The organism is Alteromonas infernus, from assembly GCF_902705815.1.
In genome coordinates, this window is record NZ_CACSIG010000056.1 from 68,873 (window position 1) to 91,956 (window position 23,084).

Annotated in this window: 21 protein-coding genes and 1 pseudogene; 7 read left to right on the top strand and 15 right to left on the bottom strand. The window is 44.7% G+C overall.

Annotation, left to right across the window (positions count from 1 at the left end; genetic code table 11):
* Positions 1-459 precede the first annotated feature (459 nt).
* The 4 genes and pseudogenes from ACX5J7_RS14190 to rpe form a co-directional block, all read right to left on the bottom strand.
* Complete coding sequence (locus tag ACX5J7_RS14190) at positions 460-1,626, bottom strand: HDOD domain-containing protein (RefSeq protein WP_498707353.1); 1,167 nt, start codon at positions 1,624-1,626, stop codon at positions 460-462.
* Between the two features lie 294 nt (positions 1,627-1,920).
* Positions 1,921-2,505 (bottom strand): anthranilate synthase component II, encoded by a 585-nt coding sequence (locus ACX5J7_RS14195; RefSeq protein WP_278384073.1) that lies wholly within the window; start codon positions 2,503-2,505, stop codon positions 1,921-1,923.
* A 99-nt stretch (positions 2,506-2,604) separates the two neighbouring features.
* Positions 2,605-3,603, bottom strand: a pseudogene (gene trpS, locus ACX5J7_RS14200) (tryptophan--tRNA ligase); the annotation flags it as partial.
* Between the two features lie 73 nt (positions 3,604-3,676).
* Positions 3,677-4,354 carry a ribulose-phosphate 3-epimerase gene (rpe, locus tag ACX5J7_RS14205; RefSeq protein ID WP_020745245.1) on the bottom strand — a complete coding sequence of 226 codons (678 nt, stop codon included), beginning with the start codon at positions 4,352-4,354 and terminating at the stop codon, positions 3,677-3,679.
* Between the two features lie 306 nt (positions 4,355-4,660).
* Between rpe and ACX5J7_RS14210 the strand changes: the two genes are divergently transcribed.
* The 3 genes from ACX5J7_RS14210 (at position 4,661) to ACX5J7_RS14220 (ending at position 6,170) form a co-directional block, all read left to right on the top strand.
* Entirely contained in the window at positions 4,661-5,482 is an 822-nt protein-coding gene (locus ACX5J7_RS14210; RefSeq protein ID WP_012517011.1) for a TorF family putative porin, read from the top strand.
* Between the two features lie 170 nt (positions 5,483-5,652).
* Complete coding sequence (locus tag ACX5J7_RS14215) at positions 5,653-5,961, top strand: hypothetical protein (RefSeq protein WP_012517012.1); 309 nt, start codon at positions 5,653-5,655, stop codon at positions 5,959-5,961.
* Positions 5,962-5,969: 8 nt separating this feature from the next.
* Complete coding sequence (locus ACX5J7_RS14220; RefSeq protein ID WP_012517013.1) at positions 5,970-6,170, top strand: DUF2970 domain-containing protein; 201 nt, start codon at positions 5,970-5,972, stop codon at positions 6,168-6,170.
* Between the two features lie 91 nt (positions 6,171-6,261).
* Here ACX5J7_RS14220 and ACX5J7_RS14225 read toward each other — a convergent pair whose 3' ends face one another.
* The 9 genes from ACX5J7_RS14225 to pilM all read right to left on the bottom strand — a co-directional run bounded on the left by ACX5J7_RS14225 (position 6,262) and on the right by pilM (position 15,484).
* Positions 6,262-7,089, bottom strand: a complete 828-nt coding sequence (locus ACX5J7_RS14225) for a Dam family site-specific DNA-(adenine-N6)-methyltransferase (protein WP_498707354.1) — start codon at positions 7,087-7,089, stop codon at positions 6,262-6,264.
* 281 nt (positions 7,090-7,370) lie between these two features.
* Complete coding sequence (locus tag ACX5J7_RS14230; RefSeq protein ID WP_498707355.1) at positions 7,371-8,882, bottom strand: SPOR domain-containing protein; 1,512 nt, start codon at positions 8,880-8,882, stop codon at positions 7,371-7,373.
* Positions 8,883-9,052: 170 nt separating this feature from the next.
* Positions 9,053-10,120 carry a 3-dehydroquinate synthase gene (gene aroB, locus ACX5J7_RS14235; RefSeq protein WP_498707356.1) on the bottom strand — a complete coding sequence of 356 codons (1,068 nt, stop codon included), beginning with the start codon at positions 10,118-10,120 and terminating at the stop codon, positions 9,053-9,055.
* Between the two features lie 31 nt (positions 10,121-10,151).
* Positions 10,152-10,667 (bottom strand): shikimate kinase AroK, encoded by a 516-nt coding sequence (gene aroK, locus ACX5J7_RS14240; protein WP_012517017.1) that lies wholly within the window; start codon positions 10,665-10,667, stop codon positions 10,152-10,154.
* A gap of 270 nt (positions 10,668-10,937) precedes the next feature.
* Positions 10,938-12,710, bottom strand: coding sequence for a type IV pilus secretin PilQ (locus ACX5J7_RS14245; protein WP_498707357.1), 1,773 nt, complete (start codon positions 12,708-12,710; stop codon positions 10,938-10,940).
* A 2-nt stretch (positions 12,711-12,712) separates the two neighbouring features.
* On the bottom strand, positions 12,713-13,240 hold the full coding sequence (locus ACX5J7_RS14250; protein ID WP_071950637.1) for a pilus assembly protein PilP: 528 nt from the start codon (positions 13,238-13,240) through the stop codon (positions 12,713-12,715).
* A complete protein-coding gene (locus tag ACX5J7_RS14255; protein WP_071950638.1) occupies positions 13,237-13,848 on the bottom strand; it encodes a type IV pilus inner membrane component PilO in 612 nt (203 codons plus the stop codon). The genes ACX5J7_RS14250 and ACX5J7_RS14255 overlap by 4 nt, the downstream gene beginning before the upstream one ends.
* Positions 13,848-14,429 carry a PilN domain-containing protein gene (locus tag ACX5J7_RS14260; protein WP_012517021.1) on the bottom strand — a complete coding sequence of 194 codons (582 nt, stop codon included), beginning with the start codon at positions 14,427-14,429 and terminating at the stop codon, positions 13,848-13,850. Before ACX5J7_RS14260 ends, ACX5J7_RS14255 begins: the two co-directional genes overlap by 1 nt.
* Complete coding sequence (pilM, locus tag ACX5J7_RS14265) at positions 14,417-15,484, bottom strand: type IV pilus assembly protein PilM (protein ID WP_012517022.1); 1,068 nt, start codon at positions 15,482-15,484, stop codon at positions 14,417-14,419. The genes ACX5J7_RS14260 and pilM overlap by 13 nt, the downstream gene beginning before the upstream one ends.
* 136 nt (positions 15,485-15,620) lie before the next feature.
* On the opposite strand from pilM, the gene ACX5J7_RS14270 reads away from it, so the two are divergent.
* The 4 genes from ACX5J7_RS14270 to yghU all read left to right on the top strand — a co-directional run bounded on the left by ACX5J7_RS14270 (position 15,621) and on the right by yghU (position 22,320).
* Entirely contained in the window at positions 15,621-18,284 is a 2,664-nt protein-coding gene (locus ACX5J7_RS14270) for a penicillin-binding protein 1A (RefSeq protein WP_474372273.1), read from the top strand.
* A 78-nt stretch (positions 18,285-18,362) separates the two neighbouring features.
* Complete coding sequence (locus ACX5J7_RS14275; RefSeq protein WP_474372274.1) at positions 18,363-20,054, top strand: NAD-dependent malic enzyme; 1,692 nt, start codon at positions 18,363-18,365, stop codon at positions 20,052-20,054.
* Positions 20,055-20,263: 209 nt separating this feature from the next.
* On the top strand, positions 20,264-21,250 hold the full coding sequence (locus tag ACX5J7_RS14280; protein WP_474372275.1) for a DUF4382 domain-containing protein: 987 nt from the start codon (positions 20,264-20,266) through the stop codon (positions 21,248-21,250).
* A gap of 212 nt (positions 21,251-21,462) precedes the next feature.
* Positions 21,463-22,320, top strand: a complete 858-nt coding sequence (yghU, locus tag ACX5J7_RS14285; protein ID WP_012517026.1) for a glutathione-dependent disulfide-bond oxidoreductase — start codon at positions 21,463-21,465, stop codon at positions 22,318-22,320.
* A gap of 48 nt (positions 22,321-22,368) precedes the next feature.
* On the opposite strand, the gene ACX5J7_RS14290 is transcribed toward yghU, so the two are convergent.
* Positions 22,369-22,632: a hypothetical protein gene (locus ACX5J7_RS14290; protein WP_498707358.1), complete on the bottom strand. Its 264-nt coding sequence runs from the start codon at positions 22,630-22,632 to the stop codon at positions 22,369-22,371.
* The gene (locus ACX5J7_RS14295; RefSeq protein WP_498707359.1) at positions 22,601-22,861 is read right to left on the bottom strand and encodes a hypothetical protein; all 261 of its coding nucleotides are present in this window, start codon (positions 22,859-22,861) and stop codon (positions 22,601-22,603) included. The genes ACX5J7_RS14290 and ACX5J7_RS14295 overlap by 32 nt, the downstream gene beginning before the upstream one ends.
* Between the last annotated feature and the right edge of the window lie 223 nt (positions 22,862-23,084).

Here is a 23,084-nt window from a genome sequence, read left to right on the forward strand (position 1 = left end):
CCTCTGCATTGGGCGCTAAACCACTTTTTTGTGTTCATGTTCGTAAAGCATTGGAAGAGAATTTCTTCCCACTCTTAAGCACGCAACATTATTTTAGCGCATAAAAACTAATCGGATTTGGTTTACAGTATGCCATTTTTTTTAACATTTGTCTTCTTCCTAAAAGGCTGCAGCCCTTTATTTATAAGGACTGTGGCTTAATTTGCAGGAAAAGTGAATAACTATTAACTACTGGGCTATATCATTTAGTAATAATCGAGTTTTCTGCTTGGAAAACGGTTATACGCTGGCTATAGCAGCATTGCTGCGCGAGTAAATTGTTGAAAAAAAGTATCGTCCAAACGCGCATGTCTATACTGAGGTTGGCGGGCAAAGCCGTAAGGAAAGCCCGATTTCTAGAGGATAAGTGAATTTCATGCTGCACATTGCATAACGAGTGCATGAATATCCACTAAATTTTTAATGACTGTCTTCGTTTTTAACTAATGGAAGAGTAAAAATATCGATAGTTTTTAGTTTCTCAAGGGCCCCTTGAGGGTACTTTTGTTCAACAAAAAGAGGCTTTACATCTTTCGTCTCAACCAGTTTCAATTGGTGTAACATCCGAACTTGTGTATAAGAGCGAGCCTGATGAAGTACTTTGCACAGGCTACCACTTTCAGCCGGTATCTTGTTCGCACAATCCCGCATAGGCGATGCTATAGGCAGCCGTTTCAAATTCATCCATTCCATGATGTCGGCACTTACTGCATCGGCAAACTCTTGTTGCATAGCAATAAGATGATTTGCTGAGGGAGTTATTTTAAGTAAGGCTTCATGTCGCTTTTGCTCCTTGTCTTTTTGACACTCTTTTAGCAGGTGAAGCTGAATTTTATCAAACAGTTTGAAGTAAAGCCGTGTTACTGCACAGCGCCCTAAGTTACTTAGCATACCCAACGTATAGGCGGTATTTTTGTTAATGTCATTGATAGCCCCTAAGCGCTTTGTTGTTATGGCTACACCCGTCGAATAGCGAGTTAGCTTTTGCTTGATTAACGGATAGGGGTCGGTAATTTGCGGCATAGCGCGCTTTAAAATTAGCGAAGGGATTAAGGTGCGTAAGTTTTCTATACCTAAAAAGCTAAGCGCCGTTCTCAGCGTTTCAACAACGATAATGCGACCGCGAGAGTCTTTACGTCTAAATTGGGGGGTATTAACGAAAACGATAAGCTCATCGTAAAGCCACGGCATGGTAGCGGCGATGGGCTCTAATTTAGAGACAGAACACGCCCTTACTGAGAGCGCATCAAGCAATTCGCCGATGTTTTCTGGTAAATTAAGTACGTTTTGTACAAGTTCGTCGGTATAGCTGAGTTGCTCGGTCAACTCTTCGAAAAGTATCTCGTGAAGTTGATGGCTTACCGACTCTTGATAGGTTGCTTCCGTTTTTTCTTGCAGGCGCTTATTCTCAATCGCCACTTTCTCAACATTCAGCAGTAGCCGACGAGCGTCACCTTGTTCAGATTGTTCGAAGCTCACTTCACCAACTCGACGCCTTCCTAGCATTTCGAGCACGCGTTCTGGAGAAATAAGCATGTTCTCGAATCGTTCGTCGATTGTGGGCGGTGTGGTTGCCCCCATTGTCATATTAAAAGCACTCCTGCTCATAACTTTTTGTTGAACGGCAATATTATCGTACATCAGGGGCCTTATAACGTTCGCTCTGCAATGGAATAAATAACAGCTACGGCTTTTCGAACGACATAATTTTTCATCAACCCTGATATAGCGCTTCCCCGTTGATACATAACCACTATTTAGCGTGCCAACGCTAAATGGACTTATGAAAGTTAAGCGAAAAATCAGTGAATTGCGAGAAATACTGCCTTTAAAGCGTCAGCTTTTACACTACTAAAACGTATCGGCAGTAGTTGAATTAACTTAAGGCATTTTGAAGCGCAAAAAAGCGTCTAGCACACTGTGACCATGTTCAGTGAGCAGTGATTCGGGATGATACTGTACCCCCCATATAGGGTGGTAGGTATGTGAAATAGCCATGATCTCTTTCCTACCTTGTGCGGTCTCGCACCATGCGTCAACCTGAAGAGAGCGAGGCATTGTGGTTGGGTCTAACACAAGTGAGTGGTAGCGGGTAACGTTAAAGGCTTTGGGAAGCGTTTTAAACAAACCGGTTTGCTTGTGCTTTAACGTGGAAACCTTGCCGTGTTTTATTTCTTGAGCGCCTACTACATCAGCACCAAACACCTGGCCGATAGCCTGATGGCCTAGGCACACACCTAAAATAGGCAGTTTACCGGCGAAATGAGAAATAGCAGATAAGCTTATACCGGCTTCGTTCGGTGTACACGGACCGGGGGATATAACAAGCTGTGAAGGGGCAAGGCGTTCTATGTCGTCGATAGTCAGCGCATTGTTTCTCACAACTTCAACGTTGGCACCAAGTTCTGTGAAGTACCGAGCAAGGTTATGAGTGAATGAATCGAAATTATCAATTAACAGCAACACAGCAGCGCTATTCCTAGGTAATCCTGTTAGGCGAAAGTGATGGCCACGAAGGGTGATACTTGCCCGTCGTGGCTTTCATAACAAACTGGCAGCGTAGTCTTATGGCTTAGGTATAAAACCAACCGCGTTGTATACCTTTGCGAGCGTTTCTGCAGCGCGAGCAGACGCTTTTTCCGCACCCTGACGCATAACATCGTCAAGGTAAGCTCGGTCTGCTCGAATTTCGGCATAACGCGCTTGAATTGGCTCTAGTAACGCGACGACGGCGTCTGCGACATCGCCTTTAAGATGGCCGTACATTTTGTCGGTATACTCAGGTTCAAGCGCTTTAATCGATTTTCCGGTAGAAAGAGAAAGCAGGGTAAGTAAGTTAGATACACCAGGCTTTTCTGTTGGGTTGAAATAAATATTGGCTTGCTCGTCAGAGTCCGTTACCGCGCGCTTAATCTTCTTCGCCAACTTCTTGGGTTCTTCTAACAGACCAATAAAGTTGTTCGGATTATTGTCTGACTTCGACATCTTCTTTTCCGGCTCTTGCAAGCTCATAATGCGCGCGCCGAAATCTGGGATGTAAGGGTCAGGCAATTTAAACACATCGCCATATAGGTTATTCACGCGGGTTGCGATATCGCGGGTCAACTCTAAGTGCTGCTTTTGGTCTTCACCTACTGGTACCTTATCTGCTTGATAAAGCAAAATATCGGCAGCCTGAAGCACAGGGTAGCTATATAAACCAACGTTGATATTATTTTCGTTTTTCGCCGACTTATCTTTAAACTGAGTCATGCGATTTAGCTCACCCATTTGAGCATAGCAATTGAGAACCCATGAGAGCTGAGCGTGTTCCGGCACATGGGATTGTAAAAACAGCGTGCTTTTTTGTGGGTCAATACCACACGCAAGGTAAAGAGAAAGGCCGTCTAAGCACGCTTCTGCTAGCTGCTTGGGGTCTTGTCTTACCGTAATGGCATGCAAGTCTACAATCATATACAAGCAGTCGTGATCGTCTTGCATGGAAACCCAATGCTTAAGCGCACCCATGTAATTGCCAAGGGTAAGTTGGCCTGAAGGCTGACAGCCACTTAATACAACGGGTTTATACTCATTTCTTTTTACCTGTAATACGTTAAATACTGTTAAAACTAAGTTTGAGAACGTTTAGCTTTAAAAACTATGCTTTAGATAATGACGCCAGTTCATCGCGCATTTGCTCGATGACATCGCCGTAATCGGGTTGAGAAAAAATAGCTGAACCGGCAACAAACATATCCGCACCCGCTTCGGCTATGTCGCGAATATTATCTACTTTTACGCCACCGTCAATTTCAATTCGAATATCATAGCCACTTTCTAAAACGCGCTGCTTAACTGCGCGCACTTTATCTAGGGTACTAGGTATAAATTTTTGACCGCCAAAGCCTGGGTTCACCGACATAATAAGAATGTGGTGCAGCTTGTCCATGACGTGGTCAAGGTAATGTAGCGGCGTGGCTGGGTTAAATACCAGACCTGGTTTACAGCCGGCATCAATGATGAGTTGTAAAGAACGATCTATGTGATCAGACGCTTCTGGGTGAAAGCTAATATAGCTAGCGCTAGCGTCGGCAAACTTTTCTATCAAATCGTCTACGGGCTTAACCATAAGATGCACATCAATGGGTGCAGTAATGCCGTAATTTCTCAACGCTTCACAAATCATAGGCCCAAACGTAAGGTTTGGTACATAGTGGTTATCCATCACATCGAAATGCACCACATCGGCGCCTGCTTTTAATACGTTGTCTACGTCTTCGCCAAGACGGGCAAAGTCAGCAGAAAGTATAGATGGGGCAATTAGGAATGGTTTCATTTCATGTCCTTTAAATCTAAAAACAACAGGGTTTGTTGCCACTTACGTTTTAGGGTTGCGAAAGTTTACCCAAATCCGTGCTTCTTTACTATGCAAAGGCTAAATCAGCGTTCATTTCACTGGAATTATAGATAGACGAGGGTATAAGAATGCCTTGCCCAATAATGGGGAGGGTGCGTTATGTTGGTGCGTTTTTGTTCAGGTTGAATGCGGTGGGTTTAACGGCACTATTTTTTGGTAGGTTGATTTATTAAATTAAATCAGTGAGTTAAAAGTTTTTGAGCAAAGTTTTTTGGTGAACCATAAATGGGCATCAACTTTGCGTTAATCAGTCCAAAAAAGAAAACACAGACAGAAAAACGAATTATAACAAGTTTGAATTTTGACTGGAGAACACACATGAAAACATCTACAAAAAGAACAATCCTTGCCGCTGCAATTTCTTCAGCGTGTCTGTTAACAGCCATGCCTAGCTATGCAGAAGGTGAATTTACTGCCAATGCAAGCGCGACCAGCAACTACATTTGGCGTGGTCTAACACAAACTACTAACGAAGCTGCTGTTCAGGGCGGTATCGACTACGCACACGAAAGTGGTTTTTATGCGGGTACGTGGGCATCTAACGTGAACTATGGTGCAGGCGATGTATATTCATATGAGCACGACATGTACTTTGGTTTTTCTGGCGAGTCTGACGGCATTGCTTACGACTTTGGTTACCTTTATTACAACTATGATGATGAAGCGAACTTTGACTTCGCTGAAGTTTATGGCTCGGTAGGTATGGGCGGCTTAAGCCTAACGGTTTACTTATTAGCACACACCGAAGCTGATGAAGGTGAAGGCCAAGATTTTGGATTTGCTCAAGCATCTTATACGTCTCTTGACTACGGCATGGAAATTCTAAATGGCACCGAACTTGGTTTCCACGTTGGTTATCACGAAGGTGACTTTGCGGAAGCGTTTAACGGTGTTGAAGGTTATGTAGACTACGGCGTATCAATCGCGAAAGATGGCTTTAGCTTTGCAATTACAGGGACCGACCTAGATGATATGGGCGGCGATGATGAGTTTGATAACGATGCAGTTAAATTCACTGTAGCTTACTCAGTCGACTTCCAGCTGTAAGACTTGTTCAAAGGCTATTAGATAGCCTTTAACAAAACGTTGAGTAGTAAAAGCCTAATGTCAGTTCATTAGGCTTTTCATTTTTAAAGGCAACGCATTTTTAACTTGTTAGTAACCTGCTTTTGATTATAATGAGATTAATTTTTAAACGAGTGTAAGGAGTATTCAGGATGAAAGTTCTCCCATTTTTTGCGATATCTGCAGCTGTAGCGCTAGTTAGCGTAGCAGTCACGAATCCGCCAAGCTCACACTCGTCGGTATGTGAATACCAACCCGTCACCGAATTTAACCCTAAGCTACCAGCCAGCCACATTCAAAATCAATGTGCTCGATACCAAGACGGTGTAGAGGAAGTTAGCTGGCTATCTTGGATCGCGGGTAAATCGCCATCCTTTCAGTTTCACTTTTTAGATTTACTGGAGTTGCTGCACAGCGACGATGGTAATCGAGATTTCACCTCTCCTTCGAACGACGCGTAGGGGACACTATGCCATCTGGTACTGGTTTCTGGTCAGTTCTAGGTAGTGTAGTCGCAAGTCTGTTCGGTGTTCAAAGCCACAAAAACTATGAACGCGACTTTACTAAAGGCACTTTTATCAGCTTTGCTGTTATTGGGGTAATTTTGGTAGCGCTATTTGTTGTTTCACTATTTATGTTCGTAAAGTGGTATACAGGCTACGGCGGCTAATTCCTTTGCGTCTTCCCTGAAGGCTAAGCTTAAAACATCATATAACTAAACCGAAGGCGCCAATATTTCTTCTGTTGTCGTATTATTGCCTTCAATCCGAAGGGCGCTGCACTGCTTTTTTCTTACGAGCTTTTCGCTTGGCAACAACTTTCGCAGGTGGAAAATAAGCGAGTATTTCATCAACCGGTTGACGCTTTGCACCATTTTGACTAATAGACCGCTTTACTGACAGCATACTGAAATCCGCACCTTGGTATAGGGCTCGGGTTAGCGGTAAATCGTGGTTCGATATTAATACCGGAATTCCACGCTTTTTAGATGCTCGGGTGGCCAATTCTGCCAGTTTTTCTTGAGACTCTTGCCCAAAACTACGGGCTGCATAGCTAGTAAAGGCAGCCGTTTTACTGATAGGTGCGTAGGGTGGATCGCAATAAATAACATTGCCTCGCCTAGCCCTTGAAAAAACCTTCTCAAACGGTAGACAGGTGAAAGTGGCTTTTTGTGATTTTTCAGAAAACACAAACATTTCGTCTTCTGGAAAGTAGGGCTTTTTGTAACGGCCAAACGGCACATTAAAACGACCTTGAAGGCTATAGCGACACAAACCGTTGTAGCCATGGCGGTTTAAATATAAAAAGAGGATAGCTCGATAATACTCGTCTTCGGTAGCATTGAATTCTTCGCGCAACGCGTAGTACATTTTCTCTTCGTTGCGTTTACCATCGAAAAACGAGCGAGCGTCATTGATAAGCGCGTCTGGCTGGGCTTTTAGGAAGTTGTATAAGTTAATAAGATCGGGGTTGATGTCATTTAGTAGGTAGCGCTTGTATTGCGTATTCAAAAACACAGAGCCTGCACCAACAAACGGTTCTATAAGTTTGTTAGCTTGCGGTAATCTGGCCTGAATATGCTCAACCAAGCTGTATTTGCCACCGGCCCATTTTAAAAAAAGCCCGGTTTTTCTTCTGCATCATGCTTAAACGTTACTACCTAGACGGAATGAAGACGGTGGTTTTTCCTTGCGCCGCCGTTCCAAGGGAAAGGGTCGTCTTTATACTTTTATGCTGATCAGTATCAGATATCACCACGCTAAAGGTAGATTGTAACTTTCATCAGTAAAACGGACAACCAACAAGTGCAGCAAGAAGGGAATTTTGCTCGTTTACTGGAAATAATATGGCTATCCGGCTGCGAAATGACTTAATTTTGCGCTTTACCCATTTCAGAGAGGATTTGGCTTCCTCGCTTTATAAAAGCATTTTGTTTACCTGGGTATTCGGGTAAATCTGTTCGTGCTTGTTGCGCTTGCGATAACGAAGCATAAATGTTCTTGTTAACTACTACGAACCACTCGCCACCATAGCGAAAGGTTTTATAAATTCGGGTATGTTCAACCAAGCCATTTTCGCGTAAAAAGGCCTTGAGAACAGATTCATCCTTCATAGCAAGCATTTGAATAGCGTAGTCGTTGGCCATTATCCAGTTACTTTGTGAAGGCGTGCCTTTTATGTTTTCACTTACCGTATTGTTATTCTCGGCATTGTTACTTTCGGCTGACGCTTCGCTCACAGAATCACGGGGATTGTTAGTTGCACTAACACTTTCTTCGCTACTTGCTTGCTCTTCTTCAAGCGGGTTATTCGTTGCCGTAGCCGTATTGCCTTGCTGTTCTGAAGAAGGCGGTTGCGCAGGAAGCGATGATACAGCGGCGTTCCAGTCTGTTATAAGTGTGTCGTCTTTAGTTGAAACGCTGCCCGAGCTTTTGTTTTTACGAAGTGTTGAATTTGGGGCTGACACTAATTCTACGTTAGCAGTTTGAATTTCAGCGTCATTTTCAGATTCACTGCCGTTTATGTTGCTTTTATCAATGTCACCTGCAATGTCTCCAGTAATGCTCTCTTCTGTGTCTTGTGTATTACTATCCATAAGGGTCTTATAGGCCGAACCAGGCGCGACTAGCAAAGCTTCACTTTCAGTACTATTTTGCTGTTCTATCGGTGAAAACAGCGACGCTAGTTTATCGCCATACTGCCAATAAACTAAGCCAGAAAAAGTGAGCAGAAAGACACATACAACTGATACATAGAACCATGTGGCCTTTAGCGGGTTGTGAAAAGTTAGCGTGTTTTCACGCTGCCTGTTCTCTAAATGCGCTTGAAACGCTTCTCTCCTTGAAGCAATCATTTTGTCGAGCTCAGACTCAACGTTTGGTTGCTCACTCATGACTGACTGACTACTAATAATAAGCGGCGTTTCGGTATTTTTTGCAGGAAGCCACTGCTTAGCGCGTTCTGCCCACTCGTTGTTCGCAAACAAAAGCACATTCAGATGCTGCTTGTTGCCCGCAAACCGGCTTTGTAAGACAAGGTCCCATAACTCTTGCAGCAGGGCATCAGGAAGGTTATGTGCCTGCGTTATGGCTATAAGAATAGGCCCTTCATGGCTATTCAAGTCGGAAAGTAATTCATTGAGGGGTCTAACGAAACTGCCCACGACTTGCCCGAGCAACTGCCGACAAAGTTGGCGTCGATAATCTGACGGCTCCATATTTTCTTGCGCGGTTAAATACGCAATTTCAGTATCGTCGTGCTGTTGAAATACGAAGGCTTCAAGGGTTTTTTGTTGTTGAGCAATAGACTCGCCGCTGACAAAGATCAGCTGAGAGGAGTAATTGACCAAGTATTCCAAACGATCATGCAGCTCGCTTTGCATGGAGTTTGCCCTTATTAACCGATACTGTTAAACCTATGACTAGCCGCGCTATACTTCTACCTGAATGACAGATCTAGAAGTGCATTGGGTGCAAAAAATGACCATGTTATCGCTTCTGGGGCACTACTCTATAGCGGTGCAATCGCTGCTAGTATGTTGCGATAGTTAGGCTAAGCAAGAATGTCAGTTAGAATGTCGTCGGTAACGTCCTTAGTGACCACCGCTTTGCCAATACCTTGGGGAAGGACAAAACGAATATTGCCTGCTTCCACCTTTTTATCGCGTTTCATGTGCTTAACGTAGTCGTCCTTAGTCATGCTACTTGGCCCTTTAACAGGCAATGCAAACGCTTCAAATAGCGCAGACACGCGACGTGTTTCTGACGCTGAAAACCACGATAAACCTTCTGCAGCTTTACAAGCAAGTATAGTACCAGCGGCCACCGCTTCGCCATGTAACCAATTGCCATACCCTTGCTCTGCTTCAATTGCGTGTCCAAACGTGTGGCCTAAATTGAGAATGGCGCGCAGACCACCTTCTCGCTCGTCTTTAGCAACAACAACGGCTTTAATTTCACAACAGCGGGAAATAGCTTGGGTTAGGATGCTTGTGTCTAGTGAAGTGAGTGCATTTACGTTTTCTTCAAGCCAAGTGAAAAAGTCAGCATCGTAAATGATGCCGTATTTAATCACTTCTGCCATACCGGCAGCAAATTCTCTTGGCGGCAGTGTCGTCAGCGAGTCGGTATCGATAGCAACATAAACAGGTTGGTAAAATGCACCAATCATGTTTTTACCTAGAGGGTGGTTTACCGCCGTTTTACCGCCAACCGATGAGTCTACTTGAGAAAGTAATGTGGTAGGAACCTGAATAAAAGGTACGCCCCTTTGATAGGTCGCTGCAACAAAGCCTGTGAGGTCACCGATTACGCCGCCACCTAATGCAATTAGCGTGGTATCTCTGGCGGCGTTAAGCTCAAGAAGGCGGGTCATCACAACTTCGAACTGCGCTAAATTTTTATGCTGCTCACCGTCAGGCAAGATAATGGTTTCAACGTGAACGTCACCACATGCCGCCTTCGCCGTTTCAAGATAAAGTGGAGCAACGGTTTCGTTGGTTACAATAACGGCAAGCGGGCCTTTTATGTAGGCACTAAAAAGGCCAGGTTGCGAAAGCAGCCCAGCCTCTATCTGTATAGGATAGCTACGTTCTCCAAGTTCCACAGTTAAGGTTGACATGGGCGTAGCACCTCCTAATACATAAGTTTATTTATAGACCGATCTTACTGATAATTTGATTTGCTACAGCACGCGCACTTTGGTCGTCTGTATCAACAATGTAATCAGCAACTTCTTCGTAAAGCGGGTTGCGCATTTCTGCAAGATCGCGAAGTACTTGTTCTGGATCTTCGTTTTGCAGCAAAGGGCGACGTTTGTCGCGTTGTGTACGGGCAACTTGCTTGTCGATTGTTGTTTGTAGGTAAACAACAATACCACGGGCAGATAAACGATTACGCACAGCTTTAGTGACTATAGAGCCGCCGCCTGTGGCAAGCACGATACCTTGCTTATCTGTCAAATCATTAATGACATTTTCTTCGCGCGCTCGGAAACCGTCTTCGCCTTCAAGATCAAAGATCCAAGCGATATCAGCACCTGTACGGCGCTCAATTTCCTGATCAGAATCAAAAAAGTCTAGGTGAAGTTCGTCTGCCAGATGTCTACCGATGGTACTTTTGCCAGCACCCATTGGGCCAACTAAAAAGATATTACGTTTTTCAGCCATATTTGCTTATATCACAACTTAATCATGTTAGGGGCAGTGCACTGTTGCCTTACCAGCCTACCCATTGACTCGTGCCTATTTAGTGTCCAATAAGCACCACTCCTTAAACCTCGCTTAAATTTCGAGGCGGGGATTATCTCAGTTTCATGCAAGGCGTTGCAAGTTTTGTTACCAACAAATAGCCTATACCTGTAAATTTAGTGGCAAAAAAGGCCCTAAAACGAAAAAACGCGCTTTTAAAAGCGCATTTTTTGTTTATCAAACCAACAATTATGGTCTTTCTGTCACTATCTTAGGTGTTACGAAGATAAGAAGCTCACGTTTTTGTTGAAGCTGAGATGAGTTTCTAAATAGCGCGCCAACAAGGGGCAAATCACCAAATAGCGGTACTTTTGACACACCGTCAGAGCTGGTTTGCTGAAAAATACCACCGAGCACAATGGTTTCACCATTTTCCACTAAGACTTGTGTCTTAATCTCTTGGGTGTCAATAGCTACGGCATCCCCTGTAGAGGTTGTTACCGTCTCACCTCGGGTATCTTGTGTCACCACTAAATCAAGAATAATGCGATTATCAGGGGTGATGTGCGGCGTTACTTTAAGCGACAGTACCGCTTTTTTGAATTCTACTGACGTAGCACCACTCGAGGTGGCTTGAACATAAGGAATTTCGGTACCTTGTTCAATGTACGCTTCGTGCTGGTTTGCAACGGTAATACGCGGGCTTGCAATAATTTCGCCCTTATTTTCCGATTCTAATGCAGACAGTTCCAAATCGAGTATGGTGCCATCTACCAAGCTGGCTATCTGAAAACCGATACTACCTGCTGCGCTGCTTACCGGAAGGTTAACATTAAGACGGTTTTCAATACTTGGCACAACGCCACCAGCAATGGTATCTGCACCTTCAATACTGCCTGATATGCCATTGTCATCCTGGCGGTCACTAAAGCCCCAGCGCACGCCTAGCTGTTCATCAACGTCGTCTAGTACGGTAACCATGCGGCTTTCAATAAGCACCTGTTTAACCGGAATATCCAACGCATTGATCGTCTTTCTAGCTTCATCAATTGAGGCTAAAGTGTCGCGAATAAGTAAGGTATTAGTACGCTCGTCCACGGTCACTCCACCTCTTTCTGAAAGAATACCGCCTTCTGTCGACTTCAAAATAGTGGCAAGTGCCGCAGCCTTAGCGTAGTTAACTGAAATATTAACGGTGTGAAGCGGCGCTAAATCTGACACCTGCTTTTTCGATTGAAGGGCTTGTGTCTCGCGGGCTGAAAGCTCTTCAGCAGGCGCAATAAGAAGAATATTGCCTTCTAGGCGTTTATCTAGCCCTTTCACACGCAAAATCATATCTAGCGCTTGATCCCAGGGAACACCTGACAAACTGATCGTAACGTTTCCTGACACCGTGTCGGTGGTCACAAGGTTAAAACCGTTAACCTGCGCAATAATTTGTAAAACTTGCCTAACAGGTACATCTTGAAAGTCGAGGGAAATAGGGTCGCCCGTGTACTTTTTCTCGGCTTCCAGTGCTTCTTGTTGTTCGCTATCCATGGGTGAAATGGCAATGCGAAGCACAGCGTCTTTAACCGTATTTCTAACGGTTACCGGACCTGAGTAGTTAATTTCTATTCTCGCACCATCTTTGTCTTCAAAGGTTTCTATGGTCGATACCATTGTGCCAAAGTCGGCTACATTTAACTCTAATAACTGGTCTTCGCCTAAGGTGGCGTTTGCCAGTGTAAGCGACACTTTACCTTGAGATTCTATAAGCTGAACTTTAGGAGCCTCACCTTCAAACTCGACTGATGTGACTGCGGTATTCTTGGCAGCTTGCGTAAAGTCAATGTTGGTTATGGTTGAGCTTTTCGATAACGCATTTTGCGTTGCATTGGGATCTACCAACATAGGCTCTTGCGCCTTTACTGGAGAGACCCATAGCGTGAACGAAAATATCGCTGTTACGATGGAGGCCAGCCAATACCATCTAGGGGCTCTACGATTCAGAGATTTGTTAAATATGTATCGTTCGGCCATGCTTACTCTCCCGCCTTCGATGCTGTAGTCATTGTTGTTGTTTTCCTTTGCCAGCAGCCTGCACCATCAGGTAATAATTGCTCAATAGTAATCGAGTCAGTGTTAATTTGCGTAATTTTGCCATAAAACAAGCCAATACGACTCCCTACTTTCGCTTTATGTAGTACGCCATCATTACTTTTTAATAAAGCCCATTTGTCACCTTTTACCGAAAAGTTACCGCTAAGCGCAAGGGCATCTACGCCATAGGCTTCAAGCGCTTGTTTGGGACGCTGAAAGTTTGGCTGCAAACAGTTTTCCACCCGCGACTTCGCTACGGGAACAGCGGCATTTCGAGGGCGATCAAACGGGCTTCTTAAATCACTCGCTGTATAGTTAAACGGCGGGTGAGTTTTAAACTCAGGGTAGGGTTCAACCTGTGGCTGAGCCCGCTCTTTAACGCTTTGTGTGTAGGCTTGTAAATCGTCGAGCTGCGGCGAACAGCCCGCTATCAAAAATAGCGTTATAAGAGATAAAAACGAGCGGATCATTTTTCATCTCCTTTAAGTTCTGAGGCGCTTTCGGAGCGATAAGTTTTCGCCTGAAGTTTAAGCGATAGGCCGTTTGGCTGTCGCTTAATTTCGAAATCATGAAGGGTTACGATTCTTGGTAAATCTGCCACCTTCGCAACAAACTCGCCAAAGTTGTGATAGCCACCACTGACTTCCATTTCAATGGGAAGCTCGGTGTAGAATTCTTTGGGTACTTCCTGTTGCCAGTTAAGAAGCTCAAATGTAAGGCCTGATGCTGTGCCCACGTAAGTAATATCGTCAAGTAGCCCAGGCGTTTCATTACTCGTGGGCAAGCTTTTAAGCATAGAAGAGAAATCTTCTCTTATTTGTTTTAGCTGCGCTTCATAGGCATCTAGATTAGCAGCAATACGATATTTCGCTTCGAACTGTAGTTTTAGCTCTTGCTCTTTTAGCTCGGCCGCATCTTGTATTGGCAGCTTGGGGCTGACTAGCAGGTAATAGCTTAACGCGCCCACCAAAATTGCCACAAAAGCGGCAACTACAATACGTACCTCATGGGGCCATATCGCGATTTGTTCAAAATCGAGTTCGTTTAATTCTTTTAGTTTAGAAACGTCAAACTTCATTATTTCTGCGCCTTACTACTCTCAACCTCTAGCGGAGCAACATTCGTATTTATTGAAAAGGTGAGCGTAAAGTTGCTAATGGCTCTTGCAGTGCTACTGTCAGATTTAATGGTAGAGAGCTCTGCGGCAACGAATACTTTAGAATTTTCTAACGCACGCATGAAGTCAGATAAGCGGTTATTAGAATCGCTTACTCCCTCTATTTCAATACGGTTGTTGGTGCGTGTCATCGTTTCAAAAGCCACGCCCGGTGGAACGAGTTTAGCTAATTCATCAAAAACGATAGGGGCAATATTTCGACTAGCTTGAAGCTGTTCAATTAGCGCCATACGCTGTTCTATTGCACTCTTTTTTTCTTTTACGGTCTTAATCTCGCCAATTTGCGCATCGAGTATAGCGATTTCACGCTCAAGATATTGATTGCGCGAGTTTTGATTATTGATTTGCTGGTCAATGGCTTGACCGATAAACCAAAAAATTAAGCCCACAATGGCAGCCACGGCCAACAAGCCTGCTAAATATTGTTGTTTTTGATGTTGGCGCTGTTTTTCTCGCCAAGGCAATAAATTTACATGTGCCATGGCGTAAAGCTCCGGCTCGCCAACCCTGCGGCAATCGCAAGCTGAGGCGCTATCTTGTTAAGTCGAGTAATATCAAGTTTAGGGTTAATTGTCATATTGCTAAAGGGATTAAAGCAATTCACATCAAGGCCTAAGTCTTGTTTTAGGATATCGACAAGAGGTGCTATCGTCGCCGCTCCACCGCTAAAGAGTATTTTGGTTGGGCGCTCTGCGTGTAACGTACTCATGTACATTTGTATAGCGCGATTGATGTTCTGCTGAAGGTTGGCAGCAAAAATGGGGAGTGTATCTTCAACCCAGTTTCCTGACAGTGTGCCATCAAGAAGCTGGCGTTCTGCTGTTTCGCGCTCAACCATGTGAATTGCGCTGATATCATTGACTAACTGGTTTAGGCCAAACGCGTGCTCTTTCGTGTAAATAACATCGCCGTTTTTAATTACACATATTTGGAGCAAAGATGCCCCCACATTAACGCAACAAAGGGGTTCATCTTCTACGTGAGGCGTATGAAAAAAATCCAGTGCATTGCCGATGGCGTAATTTTCCATATCGACAATTTTAGGCTCGAAATTAGCTTCTCTGGCTAGCAATAGTCGACTGTCTACCAGATCTTTATGTGCCGCAGTTAGCAGTACGTTTACTTTACCGGTGTGCGTGGCACTTGGCCCCATCTCTTCAAAGTCTAAATATACTTCTTCAAGTGGGTAGGGGATAAGGCTGTCGGCCTCAATTTCAATCTGATTTTCTAAATCGTAATCGTTTTGCTCGGGTTCCATGTAAACGATTTTACTGATGACTGAGGTCCCCGCGACCGCCACATTGGCCAGCTTTAACTTGGTTTTCAGTGATTTTCGAATTTTTTTCAAGGCGATACTGACCGATTCATAATCTTTAATATCGCGTTCAGAAAAAGCAATTTTATTAATGGGTTCACAAGCATACCCTTGAAGGACAAAACCCTCTTTCGATTGCTCTAACCACACCGCTTTTATTTGACGCGTGCCTATATCTAAGCCCACAATGGGTGGCAGCTTGTTTTTAAACAGCGATTTCATGTGCAAGTGTCCAGTTTCAATGGTAGTCGCTCTAAAGTACAATATTACTCTATTAGTATTGTGCGTATGGTTCTACAGATAACACATACGTATAAAATATACGTCATTTCAACAAAATGTCTTGGTATCCGTTACAGTGAAGTACATCAAACCACTTATATTATTTAGCTTCCTATCAGGCCTTATTGGTGTTGCAGCACTGGTAGGTATTTACTTTTATATCAAACCTGACCTACCAAGTGTTACTGTACTTAAGGATGTACGACTGCAAACACCAATGCAAATATACACCAAAGACGGAAAACTTATTTCTCAGTATGGAGTTAAACGGCGGATCCCGGTAAAACTTGAGGAAGTACCTCAAGAATTAATTGACGCCATACTTGCTACCGAAGACAGTCGCTTCTTTGAACACTATGGTATTGACCCCATTGGCATTATGCGGGCTGCGGTAAGCTTAGTACTAACTGGCGAAAAGCGTCAGGGCGCAAGTACCTTGACCATGCAGCTAGCGCGAGGCTTCTTTCTTACTCGTGAAAAAACATATATCAGAAAGATAAAAGAAATCTTTATTGCTTTACACATGGAGCAGGAGCTTTCTAAACAAGATATTCTCGAACTCTATCTTAACAAAATTGAATTAGGCCACAGAGCGTTTGGCTTTGGTGCTGCGGCTCAGGTGTATTACGGAAAGCCGCTCAACGAGCTTTCTTTGGCGCAAATAGCTACTATCGCCGGTCTTCCTAAAGCCCCTTCTGTCCTCAACCCCATTAGTGGGCCCGAGCGGTCAGTGGAACGCCGCCGCGTAGTATTGCTGCGTATGCTAGATGAAGAATACATTACTAAAGCACAATTTGATGAAGCAGCGAGTGCGCCTGTTACCGCTAAGAAGCATGGTGCCGAAATTGAGGTAGATGCACCTTATCTCGCCGACACCATTTACAACGAAATGGTTGAAATTTACGGGAAGGAAGAGGCAGAAACCGGTGGGTATCAGGTGTTTGCGACTGCAACGTCTGAGCTTCAGCTCGCCGCACAACGGGCTGTTGTGCGAAACTTACACGACTACGACGAGCGTCATGGTTATAAAGGCCCTCTTGGTTACTTATGGAATATCCCTAAGTCCGAGAGTAAAGATGAAAAAATCCCTGAACTGTCATTGAGCTTCGACATAAGCAATAAAACCTCAAGAGATGACTGGGACAATACGTCTATTATTCGAGTACTAGAAGAGGTGCCTCACATCAAGCCTCTGATGCCGTCTGTTGTGACCAAGGTAGACGAGCAATCTATAGATGTACTGTCTGTAGATGGTGAAACTCGCACAATAGCTTGGGACGGGCTGGATTGGGCGCGCCGCTACATCACAGACTTTAGGCAGGGCAGCGACCCTAAAACCGCTTCAGATGTGGCCCAAGAAGGGGCTGTTATTTATATTAGACAGCAAGAAGCACAGTGGCGTATTTCGCAAATTCCCGAAGTCAGCGGCGCATTTATCGCGCTTAATCCAGAAAACGGTGCAGTTGAAGCGGTAGTAGGCGGTTATAGCTTTTATCAAAGTCAGTTCAACCGCGCTACCCAGGCTAGACGTCAAGTGGGTTCGAATATCAAGCCGTTTGTGTATTCTGCTGCCATCAATAGCGGCTATACCTTAGCGTCCATTATTAACGATGCCCCGATTAATCAGTGGAATGCTGCGACAGGCGTTGCTTGGCGCCCGCAAAACTCTCCCGCTGAGTACGACGGGCCAATAAGAATGCGTAAGGCGCTTGGTAAGTCTAAAAACGTGGTGTCGGTTAGACTGTTGCGCGGTGTGGGGTTGAGAGAAACCGCCGACTACTTAACCCGTTTTGGCTTTAATAAAGATGATATTCCACTAGATGAAACGGTATCTTTGGGGTCGAGTTCTCATACACCGCTTGAAGTGGTAAGAGGCATGTCGGTTATCGCTAACGGCGGTTACTTAGTCAATCCCCATTTCATCAGTAAAGTGTTGGATGAAAACGGCGATGAGCTTTGGAAAGCGAACCCCGTGTGGGCGTGTAATCGTTGTGAAAGTCAAAGCGAGGCTGAAATATTGCCAGAAGATGACGAGGCTGACATTGAAGCCTTGCTTGCCGCGGAACTAAATCAAGACATTATACTTGGCGACGCCGGTGGCGAAGAAGATGCACAGAAAGTGATCGCCCCTCAAGTTATCACTGCGCAAAACGCCTTCTTAGTGGCGGAAATGATGCGTACCGCCGTTCGGGCTAATGGCAATTGGAGTAAGAAAACCTATTGGTTGGGCACAGGCTGGCGAGCACGAAATATACTTCAGCGAACTGACATTGCCGGTAAAACGGGTACTACAAACGACTCTCGAGATACCTGGTTTAGTGGATTCCACAAAGATCTCGTTGCTACGGCTTGGGTGGGCTTTGACAATATGGGTCGGCAGTTGGGTCGCGCCACGCGAAACCAAAACCTTATAAACAAAAATCCAGAAAAATTTAACTGGATAGGCAATGCACTTATTGGCACGGAAGACGGCGCTAAGGCGGCGGGACCGGCGTGGATTAGGTTTATGCAAAAGGCGTTAAAAGATAAACCTCATACGCCTATGCCCGTGCCAGAAGATATTGTGCGGGTTCGCATTGATCGTACCAGTGGGAAGTTGACCCGACGTACAGACCATACGACACTATTTGAATATTTCCTGCAAGGCACAGAACCAACTACCTATGTTCGCGATGACGAGGTGCTGGACCCTGCCACGCAGGATAAAGCGACTGCGCCAGAGCCAGAAGAAATATTCTAATTATAAGCAGGCACGTTTTAGGCGTGCCGCTTCGGGCTTAGGCGATGTATTTTGCCTGAACACATTATCGGAAATCCAATGTCAGAAGATTCACAGCGATATCTTTATATTCCTCACGCCGGCCCTTCATTGCTGGAAACCCCCCTACTTAATAAAGGCAGTGCCTTTAACGCTCGCGAGCGGGCTGCGTTCAACCTAACAGGGTTAGTTCCACCTCGATATGAAACCATAGAAGAGCAGGTGGAACGCGCTTACATGCAATATAGCAGCTTTGATGAAGCGCTTAATAAGCACATTTATTTGCGCGCCATTCAAGACAACAACGAAACGCTGTTTTACCGCCTCATTCAAAAACATATCGATGAGATGATGCCTATCATCTATACACCGACGGTGGGAGATGCCTGTGAGCAGTTTTCTGATATATACCGCAGTTCACGCGGTCTCTTTGTATCTTATGAAGAGCGTCATCAGCTAGACGACATTGTACGAAATGCGACTAAACGCAAAGTGAAGGTGATTGTTGTTACCGACGGTGAGCGTATTTTGGGTCTAGGTGACCAAGGTATTGGCGGTATGGGTATTCCTATTGGTAAGCTTTCATTGTACACCGCTTGTGGGGGTATTAGCCCAGCATATACCTTACCGGTAATGCTTGATGTGGGTACTAACAACGAAAAGCTCTTGAACGACCCTATGTACATGGGGGCCCGCCATCCGCGCATTGGTCAGGAGGAATACGATGAATTCGTAGATATGTTTATCAAGGCGGTTAAGCGCCGCTGGCCTGATGTCATGGTCCAGTTTGAAGACTTCGCACAGCCAAACGCTATGCCTTTGCTTAATCGCTATCGCAATGAAGTGTGTTGCTTTAACGACGATATTCAAGGTACCGCTGCGGTAACGCTTGGTACCATTTTAGCGGCCTGTAAAACTAAGCAGCAGAAGCTTAGCGACATGAAAGTTGTGTTTGTGGGCGCGGGTTCAGCGGGCTGTGGCATTGCCGAGATGCTTATACAGCAAATGGTCTTTGAAGGTCTAAGTGATGAACAAGCGCGTAAGCAAGTCTTTATGATAGACCGCTTTGGCTTGGTAACCGAAGGCATGGAAGGCTTGCGCGACTTTCAACAAAAGCTTCAGCAGAAGCAAGCCGATTTAGCTGAGTGGACATTCAGTGGTGATTACGCATCGTTACTTGATGTTATGCACTGTGCGCAACCAGATGTTCTCATTGGTGTTTCAGGACAGCCTGGTTTGTTCACCGAACAAGTTATTCGCGCCATGAAGCAAGGTTGCGAATTACCTATTATCTTCCCGCTGAGTAACCCATCTCGACAAGTAGAAGCGCGACCTGAGCAGGTTATCGAGTGGACAGAAGGCGAGGTTATTATCGCAACAGGTAGCCCGTTTAAACCTGTTGAGTACAACGGCAAAGTTATTCCAATTGCGCAATGTAACAACTCCTATATTTTCCCAGGCATTGGCCTTGGGGTTGTCGCGTCAAAAGCGAAGTTAATAAGTGATGAAATGCTAATGGCTGCAAGTAACGCACTTGCAGCGGCGTCGCCATTAGTCAACACAGGGTTGGGGTCGCTGCTACCCCCGCTAGCTGCAATTGCCCAAATAAGCCGTGAGATTGCTTTTGAAGTGGGAAAGGTGGCGATGGAGCAGGGGCTTGCCTTGGAAATGTCAGACGACGCACTACGCGACAGCATAGAGCGCAATTTCTGGAAAGCGGAATATCGCCCGTATAAGCGCGTGAGTATTTAAAATTTCACGTAAGTTTTAGAAAGCAGGCTGAGCCTGCTTTTTTTTATCTGTGTAAAAAGGTGTTGCTTATGCGCAACGTTTCACGCCTCTGCGGCCTTCTTACTCATCCCTTTGTCGGGTAATCTTTTGTTTTATATGGTTTATTTTGTTGTGGCATAATCCTTGATTATTTTGGGGTTAATACAAAAATAGAAACGCAGGTGTCATAAATGAAAAAAACGAAAAACAACCCAAATTCATTATATTCTCGGATTGCAAAGCGCTCGTTTACTACATCTTTGATCATGACTGCACTAGCCACGCTTAGCGCTTGTGGTGGTTCAGATGACAATGTTGAGAGTGAACCCACACCTACCACAAGTACCTTTTCCCTGTCGGTTTCCGACGCTCCTGTAGATAACGCAAGTGAAGTAGTGGTGTATTTCGATGAAGTAGAATTAATTGGCAATGAATCACCTATTACGTTTTCTGTAGAAGATGAAAACGGCGATTCGCGAAGCATAGATTTATTGACCTTACCGGGCGAGCAGTTTGAGATTATTGTTGAAGATACTGAAATTCCAGTAGGTGACTATAGTCAATTGCGCCTAAGTGTTACCGAAGAGTCCTACATCGTGACTAATGAGGGCACTTACCCTATTCGCGTTCCAAGTGGTGAGCTTAAACTCGATGGGTTTACCGCGCAGCCAAACTTTGACGCTGCCTATACTGTTGAGTTTGATTTAAGAAAGAGCTTGGTCGATCCAGTAGGGCAAGAAGTTATCATGCTCAAGCCGCGAGGCGTACGCTTAGTATTAAACGACGATGTAGGCACGCTAAGCGGAACCGTAGACAGCGCCCTCGTAATGGATGAGAAGTGCGCTGTTAAAAGCGATATGTTTGTTGGTAACGCAGTGTATGTCTATCAAGGTGAGCAAAATATTCTTGAAACGTTGGGCGATGACGCAGATGCCGAGGTAGACGACACTGAATTACGCCCTTTCACAGTTGTGCCGGTTACTTATGACGAAGCGGATGAAACATTTAGTTTTACTGCAGGCTTCATTCCTCAGGGTGAATATTCACTGAGCTTTTCATGCACCGCGTCGATTGACGAACCGGAAACAGATGAAGACGAAGAAGACGGTTTCTTTTTACAGACAATTGACACGACCACGGTGGTTGCTGGCGACACCACCACCGTTGCTATCGAATAGTACCAGTTTGCGGGCAAAGGACTGCTCGCCTTTTATTCAAAAAAACCGCACGTTGTATTAATGCAACGTGCGGTTTTTTTATGTTAGTAAACTTATATTGCTGTTTATTAATCGACTGCTATGCGCCATAAGCCTTTAAAAGTTGTTCTTTATAGCCAAGTATTACCGTAGATATGATTTACGAAATAAATAAACAATGAGAAGGAATTGCTATGTCGACAGAAAGTAATTACACGCCACCTGAAGTTTGGACACAGGCCGAAGGAGACGGCAATAAATGGGCGAGTATCAATCGTCCAGTGTCTGGAGCAACGCACGAAGAAGCGCGCCAAATAGGCGAGCATGGACTGCAGCTTTATTCACTTGCCACACCAAACGGCCAGAAAGTTACTATTATGCTCGAAGAGCTTTTAGCTGCCGGCGTTAGCGAAGCACAATACGATGCGTGGTTAATCAATATAGGTGAGGGAGATCAATTTTCGTCGGGCTTTGTTGATGTTAACCCTAATAGCAAAATTCCTGCAATGGTTGATAGGACCACATCACCAGAGACCAAACTTTTTGAATCAGGTTCTATCTTAGTTTATCTGGCCGAAAAATTCGGTAAGTTCATTCCACAGGACCCACACGCAAAAGCAGAGTGTTTTAACTGGCTATTTTGGCAGGTAGGCTCAGCGCCTTACCTTGGTGGCGGGTTTGGTCACTTTTATAGCTATGCACCCTACCCAATGGAATATCCCATAAACCGTTTCACCATGGAAACTAAGCGTCAACTAGACGTACTTGATAAGCACCTTGCGAAAAATGAGTTTATGGCGGGGAGTGAGTACAGCATCGCAGATATGGCAATTTGGCCGTGGTATGGGAACTTGGTGTTAGGAAATTTATACGACGCAGCTACTTTCCTTCAAGTGCACGAATACTCGAACCTTATGCGCTGGGCGAAGCAGTTAGAACAGCGCGAAGGCGTTAAACGGGGTCGCATTGTAAATAAAACATGGGGCGATGATGGGCAACTAGAAAATCGTCACAACGCGCAAGATATTGACGACGCACTCGCAAAAGCTTAAGCACCATAAGTAGTTGGGGGCAGGGTCGTTACTCTGACCCCATTGCTTTTAAATGAGTTCTGCCACGCTTTTTAAGTAAGCTTTTTGCAAAGGCATGAAGTCCCAATTGCTTAACGCTTCTTGAAATTGAAAATCTCCAATACGCCCTTGCCAATTTATCTTTGGTGCTGAAGGCCACGTTTCTATGTACACCAACTTACCGTGAAGGCAATGAAGTACTTCTAGCTTGGCTTGCTCTGTGCCGTCATAGGGCACTCGCTCGGTTACAATAGCGCCGTCCTCACAATCGGTATCTAAAAAAAACAAAGCCACGATAGCTACCGCTTTGTGTAATGGTGACGAGCGAGGCGTAATCGCCGTTTTCAGATACCTTTCGTAAAGCCGGCAGTTGATTTTTCACTCGTTTAATCTGAATACGCTGTGACTCATCATGCCAGCGCCACCCTGAACTGCCCATAAATGTCAGCTCGCTATTTCTCTCGCTTATATCCATTAACGTTTTAAACGTATTCCACGAGGCTATCGCCACAATTAGCAGCATCAGTGCGCCTGTAATGTAGATAAGTAGTTTGGACATAGCAAATAGTGAATTGATGAATTTTGAATAATTACGGTTTAAAGGCGGCAGTAGACTTTTATTGCATAAAAGTAATGTGCCCAGCACTTCGCGTAAAAAACGAAGATAACGAGTTTATTGTGAAGGTCTTCAATAGTTTCCTTTTTCAAAAGGGATAAGAAGTGACACGGCTCATTAATTTTGCTAA